The sequence below is a fragment of the Staphylococcus pseudintermedius genome (assembly GCF_034042775.1).
In the GTDB taxonomy this organism is placed as follows: Bacteria; Bacillota; Bacilli; order Staphylococcales; family Staphylococcaceae; genus Staphylococcus; species Staphylococcus pseudintermedius.
In genome coordinates this window covers 437,855-463,178 of the sequence record NZ_CP120150.1, presented here as the reverse complement: position 1 = coordinate 463,178, position 25,324 = coordinate 437,855, and the positions used below count along the sequence as shown (strand labels likewise).

18 protein-coding genes are annotated in these 25,324 nt (G+C 39.8%); 1 reads left to right on the top strand and 17 read right to left on the bottom strand.

Translation table 11 applies throughout. The annotated features are described in order from the left end of the window. Positions 1-10: 10 nt before the first annotated feature. The 4 genes from narI to P3U61_RS01820 are packed head-to-tail and all read right to left on the bottom strand — an operon-like array spanning position 11 to position 6,466. Entirely contained in the window at positions 11-688 is a 678-nt protein-coding gene (gene narI / locus P3U61_RS01835; protein WP_014613056.1) for a respiratory nitrate reductase subunit gamma, read from the bottom strand. Then, positions 681-1,256 (bottom strand): nitrate reductase molybdenum cofactor assembly chaperone, encoded by a 576-nt coding sequence (locus P3U61_RS01830; RefSeq protein WP_014613055.1) that lies wholly within the window; start codon positions 1,254-1,256, stop codon positions 681-683. Before P3U61_RS01830 ends, narI begins: the two co-directional genes overlap by 8 nt. Beyond that, positions 1,249-2,805, bottom strand: a complete 1,557-nt coding sequence (narH, locus tag P3U61_RS01825) for a nitrate reductase subunit beta (protein WP_014613054.1) — start codon at positions 2,803-2,805, stop codon at positions 1,249-1,251. Before narH ends, P3U61_RS01830 begins: the two co-directional genes overlap by 8 nt. Continuing rightward, positions 2,795-6,466, bottom strand: coding sequence for a nitrate reductase subunit alpha (locus P3U61_RS01820; protein WP_015729599.1), 3,672 nt, complete (start codon positions 6,464-6,466; stop codon positions 2,795-2,797). The genes narH and P3U61_RS01820 overlap by 11 nt, the downstream gene beginning before the upstream one ends. Before the next feature lie 750 nt (positions 6,467-7,216). Here P3U61_RS01820 and P3U61_RS01815 point away from each other — a divergent pair. Continuing rightward, the gene (locus P3U61_RS01815; protein ID WP_015729600.1) at positions 7,217-7,723 is read left to right on the top strand and encodes a hypothetical protein; all 507 of its coding nucleotides are present in this window, start codon (positions 7,217-7,219) and stop codon (positions 7,721-7,723) included. A gap of 209 nt (positions 7,724-7,932) precedes the next feature. Here P3U61_RS01815 and P3U61_RS01810 read toward each other — a convergent pair whose 3' ends face one another. The 13 genes from P3U61_RS01810 to P3U61_RS01750 all read right to left on the bottom strand — a co-directional run bounded on the left by P3U61_RS01810 (position 7,933) and on the right by P3U61_RS01750 (position 24,937). After that, a complete protein-coding gene (locus P3U61_RS01810; RefSeq protein ID WP_214550618.1) occupies positions 7,933-10,275 on the bottom strand; it encodes a 5'-nucleotidase C-terminal domain-containing protein in 2,343 nt (780 codons plus the stop codon). Positions 10,276-11,204: 929 nt separating this feature from the next. Further along, entirely contained in the window at positions 11,205-12,152 is a 948-nt protein-coding gene (cobA, locus tag P3U61_RS01805) for a uroporphyrinogen-III C-methyltransferase (protein ID WP_037542319.1), read from the bottom strand. Continuing rightward, positions 12,140-12,454, bottom strand: a complete 315-nt coding sequence (gene nirD / locus P3U61_RS01800) for a nitrite reductase small subunit NirD (protein ID WP_014613044.1) — start codon at positions 12,452-12,454, stop codon at positions 12,140-12,142. The genes cobA and nirD overlap by 13 nt, the downstream gene beginning before the upstream one ends. Positions 12,455-12,458: 4 nt before the next feature. Then, entirely contained in the window at positions 12,459-14,864 is a 2,406-nt protein-coding gene (gene nirB / locus P3U61_RS01795) for a nitrite reductase large subunit NirB (RefSeq protein WP_014613043.1), read from the bottom strand. Continuing rightward, a complete protein-coding gene (locus tag P3U61_RS01790; protein WP_015729604.1) occupies positions 14,857-15,318 on the bottom strand; it encodes a precorrin-2 dehydrogenase/sirohydrochlorin ferrochelatase family protein in 462 nt (153 codons plus the stop codon). The genes nirB and P3U61_RS01790 overlap by 8 nt, the downstream gene beginning before the upstream one ends. After that, on the bottom strand, positions 15,300-16,043 hold the full coding sequence (locus P3U61_RS01785; protein WP_233275674.1) for a sirohydrochlorin chelatase: 744 nt from the start codon (positions 16,041-16,043) through the stop codon (positions 15,300-15,302). The genes P3U61_RS01790 and P3U61_RS01785 overlap by 19 nt, the downstream gene beginning before the upstream one ends. A 168-nt stretch (positions 16,044-16,211) precedes the next feature. Continuing rightward, entirely contained in the window at positions 16,212-16,769 is a 558-nt protein-coding gene (locus P3U61_RS01780; RefSeq protein WP_130921831.1) for a GNAT family N-acetyltransferase, read from the bottom strand. A 224-nt stretch (positions 16,770-16,993) separates the two neighbouring features. Next, positions 16,994-17,818: a formate/nitrite transporter family protein gene (locus P3U61_RS01775; protein ID WP_063284798.1), complete on the bottom strand. Its 825-nt coding sequence runs from the start codon at positions 17,816-17,818 to the stop codon at positions 16,994-16,996. Between the two features lie 215 nt (positions 17,819-18,033). After that, complete coding sequence (locus P3U61_RS01770) at positions 18,034-19,566, bottom strand: SLC13 family permease (protein WP_014613038.1); 1,533 nt, start codon at positions 19,564-19,566, stop codon at positions 18,034-18,036. Between the two features lie 97 nt (positions 19,567-19,663). Beyond that, the gene (locus P3U61_RS01765) at positions 19,664-20,671 is read right to left on the bottom strand and encodes a PTS sugar transporter subunit IIC (RefSeq protein ID WP_015729607.1); all 1,008 of its coding nucleotides are present in this window, start codon (positions 20,669-20,671) and stop codon (positions 19,664-19,666) included. Between the two features lie 696 nt (positions 20,672-21,367). After that, positions 21,368-22,858: an aldehyde dehydrogenase family protein gene (locus tag P3U61_RS01760; protein WP_014613032.1), complete on the bottom strand. Its 1,491-nt coding sequence runs from the start codon at positions 22,856-22,858 to the stop codon at positions 21,368-21,370. A gap of 779 nt (positions 22,859-23,637) precedes the next feature. Further along, a complete protein-coding gene (locus tag P3U61_RS01755) occupies positions 23,638-24,459 on the bottom strand; it encodes a metallophosphoesterase (RefSeq protein WP_070407376.1) in 822 nt (273 codons plus the stop codon). Positions 24,460-24,757: 298 nt separating this feature from the next. Then, on the bottom strand, positions 24,758-24,937 hold the full coding sequence (locus P3U61_RS01750) for a hypothetical protein (RefSeq protein WP_110179298.1): 180 nt from the start codon (positions 24,935-24,937) through the stop codon (positions 24,758-24,760). Positions 24,938-25,324: the final 387 nt, after the last annotated feature.

The following is a 25,324-nucleotide window of genomic DNA, read 5'->3' as shown; positions in this document are numbered from 1 at the left end:
TCACCTTCCATTAAATTTTATGTTTGCGATAAATAATATAACTACGACTTGCATAAGTCACCGGCACACTCCACACGTGAACGAGACGCGTAAAGGGCCAGCAAGCCATAATCGTAAAGCCTAAAAGAACGTGCAATTGGAATGCAAGCGGCACCTCTGTCATCAAATTAGCATCTGGACTGAGCGTAAACAATGCTCTAAACCAAATCGAAATTGTTTGACGGTAATCAAACTCTGGCGTTGTCGCATTCGTCACTAAAGTCGCATAACAGCCGACAAATACGATAAGTAATAATAAAAAGTTAACGAAAATATCTGACGCCGAACTTAAACGACGAACATTTTGTTTCGTAATACGACGCGCTGTTAACAAAAACATACCAATTAACGTTATTATACCAAAAATGCTTCCAATATACACTGCACCGATATGATAGATATGGTTATTCACACCAACTGCTTCCAACCAATGTGCAGGGATAAGTAACCCAACGACATGTCCGAAAAACACAGGAATAACGCCAAGATGAAACAACAAACTGCCCCACTTTAATTGCTTCTTCTCAATAAATTCACTCGATTTTGCAGTCCATGAAAATTGGTCATAACGATAACGTGCGATGTGCCCAATAACAAAAACTGCAAGACAGAGGTACGGAAAAATCACCCATAAAAATTGATTAAACATGATGTGTCACCTCTTTATCTTGAACGATACAATGCTTGAACGTTTCACGAAGACCACGAATTAAATGTGCATATGGATTGTGCTCACTTTCCAAATGTTTCATCATCGCGTACGTCCCATCTTCAATAATCATGATCACGAGTTGTACATTTTCTTGCGCACGTGTATCACCATCAAAGCGTGCCGCATATAAGAATTCCAACATGAGCGGCAAGTAATCCGACAACTCTGAAGCTGGCATTTCAAGCCCAAACATTTCATAAAGAACTTTTAACTTCGCCAACATTTGACCGCGTTCTTTTTGTGTATCCAGTTGATTGTATGTCATATACAAAGTGGCTTTTTCATTAAAATCAAACGTGTCTGTGTAAAAAGCTTGTATTTCCGACAAACTCTTTTCATACATTGCTTCTCGATACGCCACGACATGCGGGTAAGCTGGATGTGTCTCATCAAACACTTCTTCAAATGTTTTAGGGTGGAAGGTCAATTTTTCAGGAAAGCTCAACTGCTGACTCATATAACCGAATGTATCTTTATACGTATCCAACATGTGTAGATTAATCACGGAAAATCCCTCCATAGAAACGCTCGTTATACATTTCTTGACCCGTTTTTCCACCTGTTCCGACTGGTACACCGCAACCGTCACAGTTCGCACCAAAGTGTTCTCCCCCATAACCTTGACTGCCTTGTGCTGTGTACGTATCCATATATTGCTCTTTATGCGAAGTTGGAATGACAAAACGATCTTCATGTTTAGCAATAGCAAGTAAACGATACATATCCTTCGCTTGTCGCTCCGTTAAACCTACACGCGCTAAACGGGACATATCAAATTCTCGTCCTGTATTTTGTGCACGCATGTAACTTCTCATCATCGCCATACGCTGAAGTGAGCCCTTCACCGCTACCGTGTCTCCAGCTGTAAAGAGTTCTGCTAAATATTGAATTGGTAAACGCATCTCTTCAATTGCTGGGAATATCGCATCTGGGTTGTTACCTGCATTTTGTCCTTCAAAGTAGTTCATAATCGGACTTAATGGTGGACAGTACCATACCATTGGCATCGTACGATATTCTGGATGCAATGGGAATGCCAATTTATACTCAATTGCTAATTTATAAATCGGTGAATTTTGTGCCGCTTCAATCCATTCTTGAGAAATGCCGTCTTTTTCTGCTTGTTCAATGACTGCTTCATCAAATGGATTTAAAAACAAGTCGAGCTGCTTTTCATACAAGTCTTGTTCGTTTTCAGCTGATGCCGCTTCTTGCACACGGTCCGCATCATACAGCAACACACCTAAATAACGCATACGGCCTGTACATGTCTCTGAACATACTGTCGGAATCCCTGCTTCAACACGTGGGAAACAGAACGTACATTTTTCCGCTTTGTTCGTTTTCCAGTTGAAGTATACTTTTTTGTACGGACAACCTGTCATACAGTAACGCCAACCACGACATGCTTCTTGGTCTACAAGGACGATGCCATCTTCGTCACGTTTGTACATTGCACCAGACGGACATGATGCCACACAGCTTGGGTTTAAACAGTGTTCACATAGACGCGGTAAATACATCATAAATGTTTGGTCAAAGTTGAATTTGATTTCTTCTTCAATTTTTTGAATGTTAGGGTCTTGCGGGCCAGTAATATGACCGCCGGCTAAGTCGTCTTCCCAGTTTGGACCCCAATCCAAATCCATACGTTGCCCTGTCATCACGGAATGTGCTTTGGCTACAGGTGTATGTTGGCTTGGTTTCGCTTTTGTCAGATGTTCGTAGTTGTATGTCCAAGGCTCATAATAATCTTGAATGACTGGCATATCCGGATTGTAGAAGATTTTACCTAATGCAATTTTGTTTAAACGTGTCCCTGATTTCAGCTCTAATTTCCCTTTTTTGTTTAAGACCCATCCGCCTTTATATGTTTCTTGGTCTTCCCAACGTTTTGGGTAACCAATACCCGGTTTCGTTTCGACGTTATTGAACCACATATATTCAGCGCCTGGTCGATTGGTCCAAGTACTTTTACATGTCACACTACAAGTATGACAGCCGATACATTTATCTAAATTCAATACCATTGCGACTTGTGCTTTAATCTTCAAGCCAATCCACCTCTTTCATCTTTCTTACAGCGACATACACATCACGCTGATTCCCAATTGGTCCATAGTAATTAAATGAATAACTGATTTGTGCATAACCGCCCATTAATTGTGTCGGTTTTAAATGAATTCGAGTCGGCGCATTATGAGAGCCACCACGTGTACCTGAAATGTCTGATCCAGGTGTTTCGATATGTTTATCTTGCGCGTGATACATAAACATTGTTCCTCGTGGCATACGGTGTGACACGACAGCACGTGCAGTTACGACACCATTTCGGTTGTAAACTTCTAACCAATCATTGTCGTGGATATCATGTGCTGCTGCATCTTCATTCGAAATCCAAACAGTGGGTCCACCACGGAATAATGTCAACATATGTTGGTTATCTTGATATGTGGAGTGAATATTCCATTTTCCGTGTGGTGTTAAATAGCGTAATACAAGTGCATCCACGCCACCTTTCACTGGTTTATCTTTTGTACCGAAGACCATTGGTGGTAATGTCGGTTTATAGACTGGCAGTGCTTCACCAAATTGTTGGAACACTTCATGGTCGATGTAGAAACTTTGACGTCCCGTTAACGTTCTAAATGGTACAAGTCGTTCAATATTCGTTGTAAATGGTGAATAGCGACGGCCTTGTTTGTTTGAACCTGGGAACACCGCTGTCGGTATGACTTCACGCGGTTGTGATGTAATGTTCAAGAACGATATTTTTTCCGATGCACGTTCAGATGAAATGTCTTTCAATGACATTCCTGTTTGTGCTTCCAAATCTTCATATGACTTTTGAGATACACGACCGTTTGTAGCAGAAGACACGTTCAAAATAACATCCGCTACTTTACGTGCTGTATCGATACGCGGTTTATTATTTTTCACTGTATCGTCTTCCCAAGTACCGACCATACCGCGCAATTCATCATATTGGTCTTTGACAGAGAAGCTGACACCATGCGCGCCGACTTTACCGTTTTCAAGTAGTGGGCCAACTGAGATGAACTTGTCATACACATCTGTATACGTCCGATCAACGACTGCAAATGCTGGCATTGTCTGACCTGGTACAGCTTCCACTTCACCTTTAGTCCAGTCTTTCACTTCACCATAAGCGAGTGAAATTTCTTGTTTAGAATCGTGCGCAAGTGGTGCAGTGACCACGTCTTTATAAGTGCCTGTTAAATGCACGCGTGCCATGTCTGAAAAAGTACGGCTCAACGTTTTGAAAATATCCCAGTCTGAGCGTGATTCCCATAATGGATCAATCGCTGGGTTGAAAGGATGAATGAATGGATGCATGTCTGTTGATGAAATGTCATGTTTTTCATACCACGTTGCTGCCGGTAATACGATATCTGAATAAAGTGGTGTCGCTGTCATACGGAAATCTAATGACACGAGTAAGTCGAGTTTTCCGACTGTATCTTCACCCCACTCAATTTCTGATGGCTTGTCTGTTTCATTCGGCTCAGCCATAAGTGCCGATTTGGTGCCGAGTAAATGCTTCATAAAATACTCTTGACCTTTAGCAGAACTTGAAATTAAATTTGAACGCCATACGAAAAGTGACTTCGGATGATTTTTACGTAAATCTGGATTTTCAACCGCAAAACGTGTACGGCGTGATTTCACATCGTCAACCGCACGTTTCAAAATGGCTTCATTCGTAAACTCACCCGCATCACGCGCTTCTTCACCCCACAATAAACTGTTGCGGTCAAATTGTGGATAAGATGGCAACCAACCATTACGTGCCGCTAAAACGTTGTAGTCTGCTGGGTGTTGCAGTTTAATATTTTCCGCTAATGGTGACGCTAATCGGTCAACACCTGACTCTTCGTATTTCCATTGATCTGTCGCAAAATAGAACCAACTTGTCCCGTTTTGTAAACGTGGTGGACCTTGCCAATCTTTCGCGAAGGCAATCGTACTCCAACCTTCAATCGGACGACATTTTTCTTGCCCAACATAGTGCGCCCAACCGCCACCGTTCACACCTTGGCAACCACATAAAATGACTAAGTTTAAAATGGCGCGATAGATTGTATCTGAGTTGAACCAGTGATTGATACCCGCACCCATAATAATCATTGAGCGACCGCCTGTATCAATCGCATTTTGTGCAAATTCGTTCGCTACTTGCGTCACCATGCTCGCTTTCACGCCTGTAATCTTTTCTTGCCACGCTGGTGTGTAAAACGACGTCGCATCATCAAAACCCTTTGCTTCTAACTCATGATTGAAACGTTTCACACCGTATTGACTCGCCATCAAGTCGTATACAGTTGTCACATATGTTGATTCACCATTTGGCAATGTCACACGACGTGCAGGAATGACACGTTTGAAGACACCATTGCCATCATTATCAAAGTAAGGAAACTGTATCGTAATCAATTCATAGTCACCGTCAATGACTGTCATCGCTGGATCAATCTTCTCGCCCGCTTCATTTTCTAACTTCAAATTCCACTGTTTGCCTTCTTCCCAACGTTGCCCCATTGTTCCATTTGGCACTTGTAGTGAATCTGTTAAACGGTCGATAATCATCGGCTTCCATTCACTGTTTTCAGATGTTTGTCCTAAATCACTTGAACGTAAGAAGCGACCTGCTTTAAAACCATTGTCATCTTGATCGAGACATAGGATAAATGGCATATCTGAGTATTGTTTCGCATAATTGATGAACATTTCTGACGGCTCATCTTCATAAAACTTTTGTAAAATGACATGTGTCATCGCTTGTGCAATCGCCGCATCTGTTCCTGGATTTGGTGCTAACCAATTGTCCGCAAACTTCACATTTTCAGCGTAATCCGGCGCAACAGACACCACTTTTGCCCCTTTATAACGCACTTCTGTCATAAAGTGTGCATCCGGCGTACGTGTAAGTGGTACGTTAGAGCCCCACATCATAATATAAGATGAATTGTACCAATCACTTGATTCCGGTACGTCTGTTTGTTCACCCCAAATTTGTGGCGACGCTGGTGGTAAATCCGCATACCAATCATAGAAACTCAACATTTCCCCACCGAGTAACGAAATAAAACGCGCACCCGCCGCATAACTGATCATCGACATCGCTGGAATTGGCGTGAAACCAGCAATACGGTCTGGACCATCTTTTTTAATCGTGTAAATGAGCTGTGCTGAAATGAGTTGAGACACATCTTTCCAATTCGTGCGGACATGTCCCCCTTTACCACGAGCTGACTTATAAATTTTTGCTTTTTCTTCATCTTCTACAATGGATGCCCATGCTTTAATCGGATCTTGATGTTCCTCTAAAGCTGCCGTCCATAAATCCCAAAGCTTGCCTCTCACATAAGGATATTTAATACGTAACGGGCTATATTCATACCAAGAAAACGACGCCCCACGTGGACAGCCACGCGGTTCAAACTCCGGCATATCCGGCCCACAACTCGGATAGTCGATTTGTTGATTTTCCCAAGTAATTACACCGTTTTTCACAAACACCTTCCACGAGCATGACCCCGTACAGTTGACGCCATGTGTCGTACGAACGACTTTGTCATGACTCCATCGTTCACGATACATCTTTTCCCATTCACGGCTTTTATGTTCTAATACTGACCAATTGCCATTAAATTTTTCAGTCGGTTTAAAAAATTGCATTCCAAATTTAGCCATAGATATCCTCCTTTTTCGCATAGCACGCCCTATCACTCTGATTGTACATTTATTCACAAAACGAAGATATTAGGGAATTGCCTAATTCACTAGTGGGAATCCCTAGTGTTTGTTGTGCACATGAAAACGGTTAAAGATGTTGAATACAGTTAGTGTAGACGGAAATGAAAAAATAAGGTAATAGCGAAGTAAATATTTATGGCGAAGATTTTCTGCATTTCAAACATTTTGATAATTATGACTTTTAAAGTTTACAATTAGTATATAATGTAACAATTTGATCAGAATTAAAATTTTTAATAAACAGTTAGGAACGATTATCCATCAGTTAGGCATATTTAATCTTTAAATTGAAAGATATGATAGCCTCTTAGTATAAAGAAAAAATAATTATATTCTTTATTAATTTCAATTTTTAAAATCTAAGTTAAATATCATTAAGGTGGTCAAAAGCTTGATTAATGAATTGTACTGAGAACCAGCTTAATACTCAATATGACAAAGCTTCTTTATGTATGTGCTTGAAAGTAGGGTGTACATTATTATTTAAACAAAATCATTGGGATATAATTATATTAGATGAAACATTGTCAAATATTGATTTTGATAGTAGAGCGCTTATACTAAAAAAAATAAGTGAAATTGTAGATCAAGGAAAAACAAGTATTATCTTAACTTCACATAATAACATCTTAGACGCGTATGAAGGTGATTTTGAAGTAATTCAACTTAATTAAGAGGATGAAAGACATGCAAAATAAAATTAAAGACGCATTATTACAAATTATTTTAATAATACCTTATATAATTTCTTCTATTTTTGTGTTCTATGCTGTGAAAAGTAATGAAAATTTTATGAAAATTAAATTGAATAATATCAAATCTTCTGCTGAAATAGACAATTTCCAATTTAACTTTTTAATAATCATAATTATAATACTATCAAGTATAGTAACCTTATTCATAACATACTTCTTGTTGAAACTCATCATATTTATTTTTAATAGAGATTCTAGTCATAATGGAAAAGATATTTTTATGAGTTTACTTATTAGCTACATGATAACAAACTTAGTTGTTATATTTTATATCAATGTGCTTGGAGCATCATATGAAAGTGCTAAATTTGTTACACCATTCGCTGATTTAATTATATTCACAATGCTATATTATTTAAATACTAAGAATTCTAAAAACACTATACTACTTTTTGTCGCCAAAGCTGTGATAGTCATACTTGGTATGATATTGATTTAAATACACTCAAATTATCGTGGTATTTATAGAAATCAAATTTTAATGATTTCTTAAGTGTTTATATGTGAATAATAGAGTCGGAGAATAGCCATTAATTTACTATTCACCCTCTCATAACATCGAGCGTGAGACTGTCTAATCAAAACCCGTGTGAATGAAGTCCCCCCTAAAGTTGAACCTTACCACTCAACTTTAGGGGGGATACTCATTTATGCGTGGTGCTTTTGACGTCGCATAATCACTAAACCTGCACCTAGCATGAATAGGCCGCCTACGATAGGTGCTTGTTCTGTCGCACCTGTGTTTGGTAACTGTTGTGCGTCATTCTTAGCTTCATGATGACCTAATGCTGAAACATTTTGTGTCATTACCCTATGCGCTTGTGCCATCTTTCCTGTCGCATCAGTAGATATCATGCTCACTGCTGGTACCATGGATTGAGCCATACCACGATGTTCAGACGCTACGTGCATAGCTGTTTGTTGTGACTGTCCCTCTGCTGTCGGCACTTTTGTCATCGGCACCATTTTGGATCGTTTTGTTTGCGGGAATAGAATCACGTTATCCCCTTTTGATGACGGTGGTGTTATCTTTGGCATTTCACTGTTTTGAGCTGGTTTACCGTTAATAATACGTTGTGGTGCTGTTGTCGCATATTGTGATAAATCGGCTGTTTTCAAATAGTTCGCAAAGACTTGTTCGAGTGAAATCCCTTCCTCACGAGGTCCTCCAAACATGTCAAAACCGTCTCCACCTGAAGCTGTAAAGTCGTTCATCGCGACTGCATATGTCCGACTCATATCTAAATCTTCAAATTGACCTGTTTGCTTGTTTAACACTCGAATCACGTTAATACGTTCGCCAGGTGCTTTATTCATATCGAAATAAACTTGAATTGATTTGGATACTTGTAACAGACCGCCATTTGCCGATAATTGCGTTTCACCGCCAGTTGTCATCGTTGGTGCACTTAAACTATGTTCGAAAGCCTTCCACACATCGCTACCTTTGACTAAAATTTGCGCAATCGTATTGCCGAATGGTAACACCGTAATCACATCATTTAATGTCACTTTGCCTTTCGCAATCGATGCACGAATCCCACCACTGTTTGTCACTGCAAAATCGGACGGACGACTGAAACCTTTTTGACCATAAGCTTCCATTGCATCAGTAATGGCATTCCCCAAGTTCGTTTCATGTGTTCTTACATCATCACGTTCACCTTGAAAATCAACTGTATTATTCGGAATAATCACTTCTGATGTTGCTTTAAGAAATGCTTCATTCGCTTTATCGACTTGTGCTTTCACAGCAGCATCTGGTTGCAACTTCGCTAAATTTTTGACATTGAGCAAACTCGCTTCAGCATTCGAAAACTGCTGACCAGACTGTTTGAACGTCAATTTACCCACATTCGCGAGTGCTGTCCCTGTTTGCGCTAATACGTCTTGATCAAACTTTTGACCATGTTCAATCACCGTATGCGAATGCCCATCAATAACAAAAATCGGATGATGATATTGTTTATTTTGACTGAGTTGACGTGTTAAATAATCCCCACGCCATGCTTCTTTGGTTGTCGGATCAATCCCTAAATGAGATAGCACGATAAACACATCAACTTGCCCATTCAAACGATCCATTTCACGTGTCACACTTGTTAACGGATCTGCAAATGTCACACCGACAATGCCTGTTGGACTTGTCTTTGTTTTCGTTTCTGGCGTCGTCACCCCGATCACACCATAACGGACACCATTTTTTTGAATCACGACTGATGGTTTAAATGCCAATTTCCCATCTTTGTATACATTAGAGCTGACAATCGGAAAGTTAAGCATGCCTTCCAATTTTTTCAGTTGATCATAACCAAAGTCGAATTCATGGTTTCCCGCTGTCATGGCATCATAACCGACTGCATTCATCGCTTTCGCCATTTCTTCCCCTTTAGATTGGTTAGATAACGGTAAGCCTTGAAATGCATCGCCCGCATCGACAAGTAAATCCGGATTTTGTTGTTCCTTTAACGTCTTCAACTTCGCCATACCAAGCACGCGGTCTTTCTCTTCCACCATGCGACCGTGAATATCATTCGTATGTAAAATCGTATGTGTCGTTGCCGCCGTTTCATGACTTGCACGATCAATTGATGTCGCTTCTGGTTGTGCTTTTTTAGCCGACAATCTTAACATCATTGGTGTGTCTTTTTCCGCTTGAGCAACATTTTCTGCTGACGTTGGTGCGATTGATTCAATTGTGTCATCTTCAGTCGTAGCTACCGTTGCAGTAGCTGGCCTTTCTTGTTTTAGACCTGTTACACTTTCCGATGGCTGTTGTGCTGTTTCTTCTGTAGTAGCTAGCTGTTGTGATGTCACATCCGGTTGACTCGTATGCGTTGCAGTCGTTTCAGCATCTGCTTCCACTTGAGTCTCCGGAGCTGCTTGTTGTGATGTTTGTTCGGCTGCATCACTTGAAACGTGATTGAAAATCAACACAGCGATGACCAACACCATCAACAGCATCATACTTTTGAGCCCTGTCCCTTTCATATAAAACCTCCTTATTGTCATTACAATTTTATCCTAGCACAAAGCCTCGACCAATTGTTTAAAATTTTTGTTAATTTGGCGATAAATATAGAACTCGCTCATCCATTACCAAAAACGATATATATTGCGTATTTTGTTTAACTTGCCCTATTCTTAAGATTTATGTTTTTGATTGCCCTCATGGCCTCGCGTTCCGAGGGGCTGTCCCTTCGACTAACTCACGCTTGATTAAACTGTTACATTTGTTGAGGCGTTAGTGGATTTTGGGAGCAGTACAGAAATCTCATGTGTAACAAAGATTTCGTCGTATTGCCCCCGCAAGGCTGACTAGACTTCTCAAAAGCGAACGCATTGAGAAGTCAGACAGCTACTGCGATAAATAGTACCCACTATATAAATATCAGAAATCATATTTAAGTCTTTGATTCATTCCCTCAGGAGTCTCAGCCCTCTAGGCAATCTTACACCCAATGCAGTCACTTAGGGCAAGTTGATGAAATAAAGACAATCTATTGCATCCAATTCAGTTTTATATTTCGACGATGTGAGCATGATTTATGGATATAAATCCATAAAAATAAACAGAACTGGGAAAACTTAATGACCCAGTTCTGTTTATTTTAAATGATGTTAAACTTTGATAATCCCGCTTCTGAGCTTATTTTTCTAAGCAATCATCCCTACTCTCACATTGCGATTTCATTTCCAAACAAAGGAGTCGAGTATGCCCATACGCCGAGACTTATCCTAACAATATTCAGAGGTACCGTCCTGAACGAGACGCTTGAGGGATCAGACGCAGCCGAAAATCCAATTCGCCTTCTATCAAATGGACACTTCTATCAAGCCGAATTTAGTTGAGGCAAGTCCCCTAAGAACGCGAGTTCAAAGGACGCAATCAGCTAAATATTCAAGTCCTCACTTTTGGTTTATGACAAAGCAATCTCACGTGTCAACGCCATTTCGTCCACCCAACGCGCTATTGTCTTTGCTTGTGTCGGATGCAAATCGCTATAATCACGATCGTCAATCAAAACTGCATGCCCTGCTTCTGCCCATTCATATGCCGCTTCAATCGCACGCTGTCTCTCACCTTTAATCAACACCGTGTCAAAATCAGCACCTGGCTTCAATACCGCTTCATCTAACGCTCTTACAACTTGACCTACAATCGTAATGCCAGGTCCCAAACGTTCAGGCAGTGCTGCAATTCGGTCCACAATCGTCGTCACTGTGCCACTGACCACATGTTGATCCGAACGTGTCGCATTAAAAATGATCGCAACTGGAAAATCGATTCCAATTTGTTGTTGAATCGTACGCATGAGTTCAGGTAATCGTTTAATCCCCATATAAATCGCGAGTGTGCCGTCATTTGCGAGTGTCGTCAAATCAATATCATTTTCTTCATTATTTTTAAAATGCCCTGTTGTAAACGTAATATGTGTGGAAACGCCGCGTTCTGTTAATCCACGGCCCAACTGACTCATCGCGGCACTTGCTGCAGTCACACCAGGTACGATTTCAAATGGGATTTGGTGTGCACGTAACGTATCGACCTCTTCTGTGACACGTCCAAATATTGCAGGGTCGCCCCCTTTCAAGCGAACGACCACTTGTGCCGCTTGCGCCTTTTCCACTAACAATGCATTAATGCGCGCTTGCTTCGTTGTACGTGTGTAAGGTGTTTTGCCAACATGAATCCACTCTGCATCTGGGCGTGATAATTGTAATAAAAAGGGATTCACGAGTTGATCATACAAAATGACATCTGCTTTTTGAATACAACGCTCAGCTTTTTTCGTCAACAAACATGGATCGCCGGGACCTGCACCGACTAAGTACACTTTTGTCGCTGCTTGCGTTAAGGGAGACATATATAAATATCTCCATCCACGACTTCAACAGGATATGTCGCGACACAACCTTCATCAGGCTCTTGTACTTCACCCGTGTTTAAATCAATCTTTTGGTCGTGCAGTGGACAAAATACATAATGCTCGCTCACTGTGCCTTCAGATAAAGGACCTTGTTGATGCGGACACACATTATGAATCGCTTTAATGTCACCATCTTCTGTTAAAAACAATGCGACAGGCGTCTCACCGACATAGACTTTTTTACCGATTAATGGTTCTAAATCTGTTAACTTCGCCACTTTTACTTTTTGTTGTAACATCGCCTTACACCTTCTCAACTTCAAATATTTTTTGCTTGCGTTCATTTTCCACAATGTCATGCCATGGTTCTTGATCGACGGCAGCTTTCGCAATCATAATACGGTCATATAATGCTTGTTGTTTTTCTGGATCAAGGACCACCGCTTTAACTTGGTCAAATCCTATACGTCTCAACCATGGGGCTGTACGTTCTGCATAGTTTGCTGTTTCACGATAATATTGCATGTACGCACCGCATAATTTAATCACATCATCTTCTGTTGGTACTGTCGTTAAATGTTCAGCTACTTCAACAGTTGTACCACCATTTCCACCGACGTATATTTGGAATCCATTTTCTACACCGATGACACCGAAATCTTTTACACCAGATTCGACACAGCTACGCGGACAACCTGATACACCCATTTTAAATTTATGTGGCGTATCAATATATTCAAATGTCGCTTCCAAACGAATACCTAGGCGTGTTGTATATTGCGTACCAAAACGACAAAATTCTTTACCTACACAGCTTTTCACTGAACGTGTTTTCTTCGCATATGCTGAAGCTGAACGCATACCGAGTGCTTCCCAAACTGCTGGCAAATCTTCTTTGTTCACCCCATACAAGCCGATACGTTGAGAACCCGTGACTTTCACTAATGGGACATCATATTGTTTCGCCACCTCACCGAGACGAATCAATTGCTCTGCATCTGTCACACCCCCACGCATTTGGGGAATAACTGAGAATGTACCGTCTTTTTGAATGTTGGCATGGTAGCGTTCATTCGCAAAACGTGATGCTTTTTCATCTTCGTGTTCAGTTGGGTACACCATATTTAAATAGTAGTTCAAGGCAGGACGACATTTTGGACAACCGCCTTTGTTTTTGAAATCTAACACATGACGAACTTCTTTTGATGTTTTGAGCCCTTTTGCGCGAATTTGTGTCACGATTTGGTCGCGTGACAAGTCTGTACATGTACAAATACCAGTCGGTGCGTTTGCGACAAAGTCATCACCTAATGTATGTTCAAGCAACTCTGCAATTTGGCCTTTACATTTACCACAAGAGTTCCCTGCTTTTGTGACACGTGTCACGTCTGCAACTGATGTTAAATCATGTTCTTGAATGGCACTCACAATTGTACCCTTTGAGACACCGTTACAACCACAAATCGTTTCATCATCGTCCATTTCTGCAACGTTCATCGCATCGACTTCTCCTGCTTTATGCAAGATTGACACAAGCGTATAATCATCAATCGTTTCGCCTTTTTTCATCATATTGTAGAAACGGTTACCCTCTTCTGTATCCCCATAAAGCACCGCGCCGACAATCGCATGATCTTGAACGAATACCTTTTTATAAATGTTGTCAATACCGTTAAACATTTCAATGCCACGGATATCGTCATTTTCAGTAATGCGACCCGCACTGAACAAGTCACAACCTGACACTTTTAATGATGTAAATGTTGTCGAACCTTGATACCCTTCAGTTGGACGTCCTGTAATATGGTCTGCCAACACTTTGCCTTGTTCGTATAAAGGCGCAACAAGACCATATACTTTTGAGCGATGTTCCGCACATTCACCGACCGCATAGATTTTCGGATCACTCGTTTGCATAAAGTCGTCCACGATAATACCACGACCGATGTCTAACCCTGCTGCACGTGCTTCTTTCGTAACAGGACGGATACCGACAGCCATGACCACCATATCTGCATCAAGTACACGACCATCCGATAAACGAATCCCTTCGACTTGTTTATCACCAATAATCTCTTGTGTATTCGCTTGAAGTTCAAAACGTAATCCTTGTTTCTCTAGATCCTTTTTCAACAATTCTCCTGCACGACGGTCTAATTGTACTTCCATCAACCATTCCGCTAAATGTACGACCGTCACGTCCATACCTTGTTCGACTAAGCCTCGTGCACATTCTAGCCCTAACAAGCCCCCACCGATGACAATTGCTTTCTTTTTCGTTTTCGCAACTTCTAACATTTTTTCAGTATCATCAATCGTTCTGAAACCGACCACTCCTTCTAAACGTGAGCCATCAATGGGTAAAATGAACGCGTCAGAACCTGTTGCAATAATCATTTGATCATAATCAACGACTTGTCCTTGTTCTGTCTCAACTTGTTGTGCTTCACGATCAATTTTGACTACCTTATCTCCTGTAATGAGACGAATGTGACGCTCTTCATACCATTCGTATGGGTTCATAATCGTTTCTTCTACTGTCATTTTATTTTGTAAAATGTTCGATAACATAATTCGGTTATAGTTCGGATATGGTTCTTTACCGATAATCGTAATATCAAAACGGTCTGGGTCGCGGTCTAAAATTTCTTCAATCGTACGTACCCCCGCCATACCGTTGCCGACCATTAATAATTTCGTTTTACTCATCATTATCCTCCTCAAGCGTCGCCAAAAACGCCTTTATTTTCGCCGCATAAGCTTTTGTATGTTGAATTGACTGCCCCTCTGAACTGATACTGATCTTCATGCCTTGATGTTCAATATCCAGACTGTTATAAAAATCCGATTGTGTGCGATCTCCTGTATGATTCACCCATTGCGTCGACGCTGCATCATCACGGACTTGTTGATTCACTACTGCGTCATCAGTCGCAATGATGATGAGATCAGCACCATTCAGATCGCCGCGTTCATACCGTTTTTGAATCAGCTGAATATGGGTCCCCCACGTTTCATTCAAAAAGGCATCATTAAAAGTAGGACTCACCACTTTGATTTGCATCGCCTCATCTTTTAATTTTGTGAATTTTCGCCACGCAATGTTTCCACCACCGACGATGACGACTGATTTATGTGTTAGATTTAGCTGGATAGGATACATGGTGTCATGCCTCCGCATGCTTCAAGTCGATTTAAAATCACTTCTTTTAATACCGGGTGAAAATTAATTGCTGTCGTAAAAGTGACGTCACACGGTAAATCGAGTGCGCCTATACGTTGCTTTGTACGCTGCACTAAATAGCCATCATAAAAGAAATACGGAATAATCAGTAGTTTCGGCCATTGTTGGGCAAGTTCAGCTAAGATTTTTTCATAATTTAACTTCCCGTAGACCATACACGGATAGCATGGTCGTGTCGCTGTTGAGAGTTGGTTCGCAATGGTTTCTAATGCGATGTCAGGTTCATTAAAACGTGCACTGCCATGCGCTAACACGACAACAGCTGTATCTTTCACCGTCTCATCTAGGTAACGTGCGATTTGCGATGCCACCCAATTTTTCATTTTTGGATGTGTACCGAGTGGTTGTGCCAAATAAAATGTCGTTTGAGGATACAGTTGACGCCAACCTTCTAAACTATCGGCAATATCTTCATAATAGTGTGATGCCGAAAAGAGTAACAATGGCACTAAATAAAGTTCTGTCACGCCTTGAGTCACTTGGTCTTCAATCACTGTTGGCAAACTCGCCGTCTCACTTTCCAAAAATGCCATCGCGTAATCCATCTGTTCCGCTTCAAATAACTGTGCAACAAATTGTGTCAATGTTTCGTTCAGTTGTCCCTTTCTCATCCCATGGACAACAAAAATCACTTTACGCAACACATCACCCCCTACAGTTGTATTGTAGACGAAAAACGAAATCTAATGTGATAAAATTCACATAAAAATTAAAAAATAGGGAATCCCCTCTCCTGTATCTTGAGGGAATTCCCTATCACTTATCAACATCGTCACCGCTGAATCTATCGGCACATGCTTTTCACTTTATAACTAATAAGATGATTCACCTTGCGCCCATGGTGGTGGTGCGAGTAAATCTTTATTATAACGTTCTGGAATTAAAACCTTTACCATCATTGCACCTTCATCGCCTGTTTCATCTTCAAATGAAAAGAACGTTTCATAACCACGACGTTCATACACATCTTTTAGCCAACTCATTTTGCGCGCTGAAGTCCCTAATACTACAGCAGGCGCTTTTAATGTATCACGTAAAATCGTTTCTTCCACATACGTCATCATTTGATTACCATAGCCTACACCGCCATAATCGGGGTCTGTCGCAAACCACCAAACAAACGGATATTTAGAAACTGGCTGACTCGGCTCCCATGGAAAACGTATCGACAAGGTTGAAACAATTTTCCCCTCTACTTCGAGCACATAAGCAGCATTGTTTTGAATATTGTCTTGAATCATTTCTAATGTCGCATTTACGGACGGCCAATCAATCCCGACCTCTCTTAAAGGTGTAAATGCGCGATGCATCAGTGCGTGCAGGTCCTCTGCATCGTCTAAAGTAGCCATTCTAATGTTAACTTGAGACATAGTGTCGCCTCCCTTTACATTCATATGTAGTTAGATTATCAAATTTTATATCGTATAGAAATTAATACACTTTGCTCACTTTGTTCGATATGGATAGAGGTACCGTTCGATGCTGCGCTTATTATTTTGTTTAAACATATTGATCACATGTATGGTACACATTCATATCAAAAAAAGAGCTGAGGTTTAATGATGGCCCCAACTCTTTTATTACTATTGTCTATTTATTTTTGTTCAATGCGACGTGAGCCGTTGAAATATGCAAACAACAGACCGACAAATATGCCCCCACCGATATAGTTACCGATAAATGCGAAGACGATATTTTTCAGAACACCTAACCAAGAAGTTGCATCAAAATTATAAAAGATCATCCCCACGAATAAGCCTGCATTATAAACGACGTGTTCATAACCCATAAACACGAAAATAATGACACCAATCGCAATGAAAAACGTTTTTGACAAGCCTTCTTTATATTGCATAGAGACATAAATCCCAATATTGATAAAGAAATTCGCGAAGATGGCTTTGACTAATATCGCTTGCCATGTCGATTCAACTGTTTTGGCGTCGACTGTTGACGTTAATGCCGCAATCATTTCAGGTGTCATCACTTTAGTGAAATACATCAATATAAAGAGTACAAATGCACCTAAAATATTACCGATAAAACAAATAGTAAATAACCACATCGTTTTGCCAAATGATACCGTACGATAGTAAAGACCCACTGTCATATACATAAAGTTACTCGTCAATAGTTCAGCTTGTGTTAAGACGATAAACACTAAGGCAATACTGAACGCTGCCGCTCCCATTAAATTTACAACACCAGGGAGCGCCCCAGCCATTTGCGTCTTCATTGCGAGCATAAACACTGTGACAATCGTGAGTAAAAACCCTGACAGCATCGATTTAAGTATGTAACGTGGCATCGCTTTATCCAGCATCACTTCTTTCATCGCAACGGAATGGATAATGCTTTGTACCGTTTCTCGTGATGTATACGTATCCGGAACTGTTTTTGTCGGTTTTTGAATCCCCATAGTTCAACCTCCAATTTAATATTCAATCTTGTTGATGATTCATACAATGTCACTTACATTTTACATGAATCTCATTGCAATTGTCATAAAGTTTGTGAAAATAAATACAAATTCTTTGTCATTTTAAATCATTTTTATTTACACCCCGACGGCATGAAATAAAAACAGCCAAGTGAAGTGTTATCCCATACTTGGCTGCTCTCATGTGTTGCTTCTTATAGTAAGCCTAACCATTTCCAATACGTCATACTCATAATGACAACGAGAATGTAACCGACGATCGTAATCGGAATCCCCGCTTTTAAGAAGTCTTTAACAGTAAATGTTTCTGTACCATAAGCGAGCATACTTTGCGGCGAACTCACCGGCAGTAAGAATCCAAAACTGATGACGAATTGTTGAATTAATACGAAACCAATGGCGTTGTCACCTAGGCTTAATGTGGATGTTAATGAAATAAAGACTGGAATTAATGCAGATGCTAAACTTGTCGCACTTGCAAATCCTAAATGAATTAAAATGTTAAACAGTGAAATTAATGCAATCGTTGCTACAATCGGCATACCTTTCAAACCCATTAAACCGAATGTTTGGTCACTTAACCATTGTGCTGCTGTCGTTTTTAATAAGACGTTACCTAACGAAATACCGACACCGAATACAATGATAGTGCCCCATGGAATACGGCTTTCGACTTCTTTCCAATTCATGACACCAATTTTGGGCGTTAACATAATCGCCAATGCAATTAATGTGATAGATGAAGAATCGATTGGGTGTAACACTTTTTCAGTTGACCAAGACACGAGTAATAATAATGAGATGATAATTAAGCGCCATTCTGTTGGTTTAACTGGACCAAGTTCTGCCAGTTGTTGTTTAACGAGCTCCGTACCACCTTCAATGGCATCTTGTTCAGGTGGAATGACTTTTAACATAACAAAATAAAGCACGATAGACATGATGATTGACCAAGGTGCGGCATATAAGAACCATTCGCCCCATGAAACGTCATGACCGAGTTGATCATTAATAAAGTTAATTGCTACGATATTTTGAGCAGCAGCGGTTTTAATCCCGATATTCCAAATCGATACCGCTTGTACAGCTGTAATGATGAGTAACGCAGCTAATTTACTATTTTTCGTTGCCCCAAACGCCGCAATCATACCTAATAAAATCGGTACAACAGCGCCAGCACGTGCTGTAGCGGACGGTACGAAAAACGCTAAAATAATAGATACAAGAATCGCCCCGATAACGATATTTTTCGTTTTATTACCGACAAACGATAATACTAATAGTGCCAAACGTTTATGTAAGTTTGTCACTTGCATCGCGGTTGCTAAGAACAATGCTGCAGCAACTAACGCGACGGCACTCGTTGAAAAACCACTAAAGGCTAACTTCAATGCATTTCCTGTACCGAATAAGTCGTCACCTTTTAACACCGCACCGCCACTTTGAGGATTGCCTAATGCTTGTGTTAAATTTTGAACTGGACTAAATCCGAGTAAGAGTATGATGAGACCGACAATAATTGTTGCAGATACCGGATAAGTCACCGCTTCAGTTACCCATAAAATGACTGCAAATGCCAAAATTGCTAATGCTGCTTTCCCCATTAACGGTAAACTTGCAGGTGTTGGCATCAATAACACCGCAATTAATGCAACAAAGCTTAAAATAAACCATAACGGCTTAAATGTTGCCCCTTCTTTTTTCTTTGAAGCTGAAGTAGTTGCCATTTTTGGCTCCCCCTTTTGTGAATTTCTTTACTTATATTGTATCAAGAAAGCGCTTCAAAAAGATACCTATGTTCAAATTTTCACAAAAAATTAATAACTATTGATTCAGTTGTATTTTCTGTTCCCCGACATGAAGCCATTGACGTTTAATCATAAAACGATAAATGACAAATGTGACGAATGCAGGTAGGACAAAGTGAAACATCATAATGAGTAGCCACGTATTCAAACTCGCGCCCATCGTATTGATCGTCATAATTTGACCGACTAAGCCACTCGTTCCCATGCCTGCCCCTGCTGCATTGTTCGTCATTGGGAAGAGAACCGTCATGATTGGCGCGATAATAGCACTCGCTAATGTAGGTGGCACGATAATGAGTGGTTTTAACAATATATTCGGCACTTGTAACATACTTGTCCCGAGACCAATTGAAATGATGCCACTCACGCCATTTTCTTTATAACTCGTCACTGCAAAACCAATCATTTGACAAGCACAACCGATCGTCGCTGCACCGGCTGCTAATCCTGATAAATCTAACATTAATGCCAGTGCTGCACTGGAAATCGGTGCCGTTAAACATAAACCAAAGATGACTGCTACAAGAATACCCATCACAAAAGGTTGTTGATCCGTAGAAATCATTATCACTTTTCCGATTTCTAACATGAGTTGACTTAACACCGGACCTAAAAATTTGGCCACTAAACCACCTATCATTAATGTCAGTAGAGGTGTGACAATGATATCAATTTTCGTTTTAGCTGCATAAAGCTGACTTAATTCCACAGCGATAAGCACTGCAAAAAACGCCCCTACTGCACCACCTGAAAATGTCTCATAACCGAGCATACCAACAATGACTGCAGCAAAAATCACGAGCGGTTTCCCTTTCAAACCATACGCAATCGCCGCCCCAATCGCTGCCCCCGTTAAACTTTGTGCAACTTTTCCAACTTCAACTAAAAATTCTAAGTGAAGGCTTGGGAATAACGTTTGCTTACCAATCGTTTGCATAATTAATCCGATAATGAGTGAACTGAAAAGCCCAAGTGTCATATAACTGAGACCATCGATGAACCAACGATAGAGTAATTTTTTCACTGAGTTGAACACTTCCAATCTTTGTTATTTTGTTTTTATAAATTTCATATTAACATAACATTGGAATATTTTTGATTTGAATTTGCATTTGGACAGATAGCATTTAAAAATCCAGTTCATTTTCAAGATTTAGGACATAAAAAGAAGCCTGAGACTTCAACATCTCAGACTCCTTTATCAAAATTAATAGAAAAAGACCCTCATTGATAATCATTATAAATTCTACAATTGCCTTTATGGGCTTGCTTTCCTAGGGGCTGACCCTTCAACTAACCAACGCTTTGATTTCAACTTTAGTTTGGTAGAAGATGCGTTGGTAGATTTTGGGAGCAGTACAGAAATCTCATGTGCAACAAAGATTTCGTCGTATTGCCCCCGCAAGGCTGACTAGACTTCTCAAAAGCATGCGCCTTGAGAAGTCAGACAGCTACTGCGATATACAATAACCACTGTTAAAGTTAAATGACGTTATTTTGCTTTTTACATAATCCCTCAGGAGTCTCGCCCATTTGAGCAATTGAATTTCAAAGATAGTGAATCAATGAGACCTAACTTACGAATGATAACATGACAAGTATTAAAATTCTCAAGTTCCTTATGTTGATATGCATTGTATATTTCAATATTATATCTTTCATTAATGGTAGGAAGGGGGTAAGAACTTAAACTTCACCCTCTCTCATTATTCAATACATATTAATATAAACCTTTTGTTTCATTACTAATATCAATATAAATGTTTTTAACTTGTTGATAGTTTTCGATAGCTGCTTTATATGTTTCACGACCGATACCTGATTTTTTGTAACCGCCAAATGGTGCACCTTCAGGAACTTGGTTGTACGTATTTACCCATACGCGACCTGTGCGCACATTTTTCGCAACATTTAATGCACGATTGATATTAGTTGAGAAGACACCGCCCGCTAAGCCGTAATCAGAATTATTAGCAACATCAATGGCTTCTTCGTCATCTTTAACTTTAATCACTACTAACACAGGGCCAAAAATTTCTTCTTGCGCTAATTTATCGTCCGCATCGTCCACTTCGATAATTGTTGGCTCAAAGAAGTAACCTTTGTCTAAACCGTTATCTGTAATACGGTGACCACCTACAAGAATTTTTGCGCCGTCAGATTCGTTTGCATAGTCAATATAACTTTGAATTTTATCGATTTGTGCTTGACCTGTTTGAGAACCCATTTGCGTTTCCATATCTAACGGATCGCCCACTTTCACTTTTTTAAACGCGTCAACCAAGCGTGGAATGAATTCATCATACACATTTTCATGGACGATTAATCGAGAGCCTGCACTACATACTTCACCTTGATTGAATAAAATACCTAATTGGGAACCTTCTAAAGCTAAATCTAGATTCGCATCATCTAAAATAATATTGGCACTTTTACCACCAAGTTCTAACGTTGCAGGCACAAGACGTTTTGCACCTGCTTCAGCTACTTGATAACCGACAGCAGTTGAACCCGTAAATGATAATTTATCGACACCTTTATGGTTAAAGATGGCATTCCCTGACTCAGAACCTTTACCTGTCACAATGTTTACCACACCTGCTGGTAACACTTCTTGGAAAATTTTCGCCAATTCAATCAAACTTAATGGCGTTGATGACGAAGGTTGAATGACAACTGTATTCCCTGCAGCAAGGGCAGGTGCTAATTTCCATGAAGACAGTAACATCGGGAAGTTCCAAGCGACCACTGCACCCACAACGCCGATTGGTTCATGTTGAATGATACTCATAATGTGATCTTCCATATTGTTGAGCGTACCTTCATCAGTATCTAACACACTACCGAAATATTGATAATGTTTCGCTGTATAAGGTATATCGATACTGCTTGATTCACGGATCGCTTTCCCCGCGTTTAAAGTTTCTACATATGCAAAATGCTCTTTTTTCTCCATAATTTTGTCATGGACTTGACGTAACATATTCGCACGTTCTGCTTTCGAACGACGACTCCAATCCGGGAAAGCTTTCGTTGCTGCTTCTACTGCTTTATCTACATCTTTTTCACTTGCTTTAGCGACTTGTGACAATTTTTCACCGTTTGCCGGATTATATACATCTAAATATTCCCCTGATTCTGCTGGAACAAATTCACCGTTAATAAATAAGTTATACTGCGCATCAATATAATCTCTCACATTTACACTCATGTATATTGCCTCCTTATATTTCGACACCATTTTAAATATTCGGATAAAACAAGCATTGCAACATTCTTATTCATTGCATTTAATGATGTCGTATTCAATATAACTCTAACTGTATTGTAAAGCGCTCTCACAAAAAGGTAAAGTACTTTGACTTATATAGAAAAAAGTATCTTCAGCTTCGTATTTACCCCTTTAAAAACGCAAAAAAACAAGCCTTCAATGGAGAAGACTTGTCTACTGGGGAAAAAGAAGTTAGCCTTTACGGCTCATACTTCCAAACGTTATTGTCATGAGACTAATGGAAGACTCATGTTAGAAAATGACTGACACCTTAGTTTAGTAAAATATGGTTGATTCAACTAAACAACCTTAAAAAAGGCTTTAAGAAACTTCATCAATATAAGCTATATGTTGAAGCATCTAATTGGAGTATAAACGATAATGTTTCAGTTGTAAATAGGAAATGTTACGATTTATATTGTATCGTGCTTAAGTCTGAGATAATGTCCCTCCTAACGTACGATGTGCAGGGACCATTTTAGCGATACAATGAATTCAGAACAGTTCAGACATCACGTTGAGTGAATGACTGTTCGACTTCATCCCAGATAGACATACTTGAAACCCCAATAGACAAATGCTAAATCAAGTATATCCTAAACCTCCTTTTAAGATAATAAAACTAAAGTTGAGCAAAGTCGATGTGTGCCCCGCGCATCGGCTTTATTTTTGTTTTAAGTGTGCCGTGTCGTTTTATCCGTGCTATGAACAAAAGATATTTATGTACTTTCATGTATTTGAATCACTTGTAAGGCGTGCTTTAATTCTGTAGCAAGATCATCCGTTCTCCATTCTCGAGGATACCCGAGACACGGACAAAGAAAAGTCGTGTTGTCATCTACTAATCGCTTCCTAAAATGCACATGCCCCATCACGCTATATGGAATATTAAAATGCTGATACAACGGTTTAAAGTCGCTTGTTCCTAAAAAGCCGTTAAAGAAGTCAAAAATACGGTGTGGCATAGGGACAGTAAACTTAGGGTGGGTCACGACATGTGTCACTAAAATGACTTGACGATCAGCATAAGACACCAAATCTTGCCACACTTCCGCGGCAAAACATTGTGAAAGTTGTGGATCAGACACACCAAAAGCGGTATACACTTTATCTTGCCAGGTCGCACCATAATGCTTCCCTTTTGCTAACTTGTCATACGTAAAGCGATCAGCAGCAAAACTATAATCATACCAGCCCATATGTCCGGCAATCACATAATTGTCGACTTCCACAGGCGTCCCCATCAAACATTGCGGGTGGTCTTGATACAATCGCAATATCTCTGCTGTCGTCAATTGTTCATCGGGTTGTCGCCATAAGTCATGATTACCAGGTATAAAGTAAATCGGAATCGTCACTTCTGATATCAGTTGTGCGATGAACTCAAATGTCGTCGAATAATGGTTAGAAATATCTCCCGCAATGATGAGCATATTTAATGCTTCTTGGTCAATGAGACGCACTACCGCTTCAAGATAATCTTCCATCGTTAACCGTTGATGTCGATCAAAATGCAAATCTGCTATCGTTCCTATTCTCATCAGTCGTCCTCCTATCTTCCTCATTATCTCAAAAGAAACAATTACCTGTGTAGTCGAATGCTTTACGCCATGAATTCAATATAGTCATCTACGTGGCTAAACATGCGTGTTTTTTTGAAAAGAATCATGCCACATCAGCCTTAAAGAGAATCAGACCGAGATGAGTAAACGACATATATCTCTTTTAAACACACAAAAGCACCAAACAACCAACGTTGCCTGATGCTTTATCATTCGAACTTTACAAAAAGCTCAATCATCTATTAAAGTCTCCTTAAATCCTCGCTTCTGCATCCCTTTATGCCGCAACATTTATGGCATAGTCATATAAACGTTCTGCATCTTTTAAAGACACATCATCAAGCGTACGATAACCTGATCTCAAATCAGAGATCACACCTTGACTGACACCTGTGTGAATGTAAATATCGTAGCAGCTTTGGTTAGAACGGATTAATCTTAATATTGATTCTCTCATGTTTAACACATCCTTTAATGATTACTTCTTCCTTACTTTCATTATACCCCTTATTCGCAAAATTACCACGATTTTGTGATGCTTTTCACATAATCATCACAATTACAAATCAATACCTATTACTTCCGAAATTCAAAATTGAAACTATTCAAAAAATAACGATATAACTTCAATCCTCTTGTCCTTTAATCATCTTTATTATGGCTTTACACATATAACATTTCGCACAATTATTATTTTGCACTTTATCTATGTTTGAAAATTGATAAAATTTAAACTTTAAATATTTCACAAATACGCCATATTAGAAAAATTACTCAGATTCTTTAATATTTTAAAGTGAAATAGAACTATAAATCGCTTTTATACCAGTAATTTTATATACAC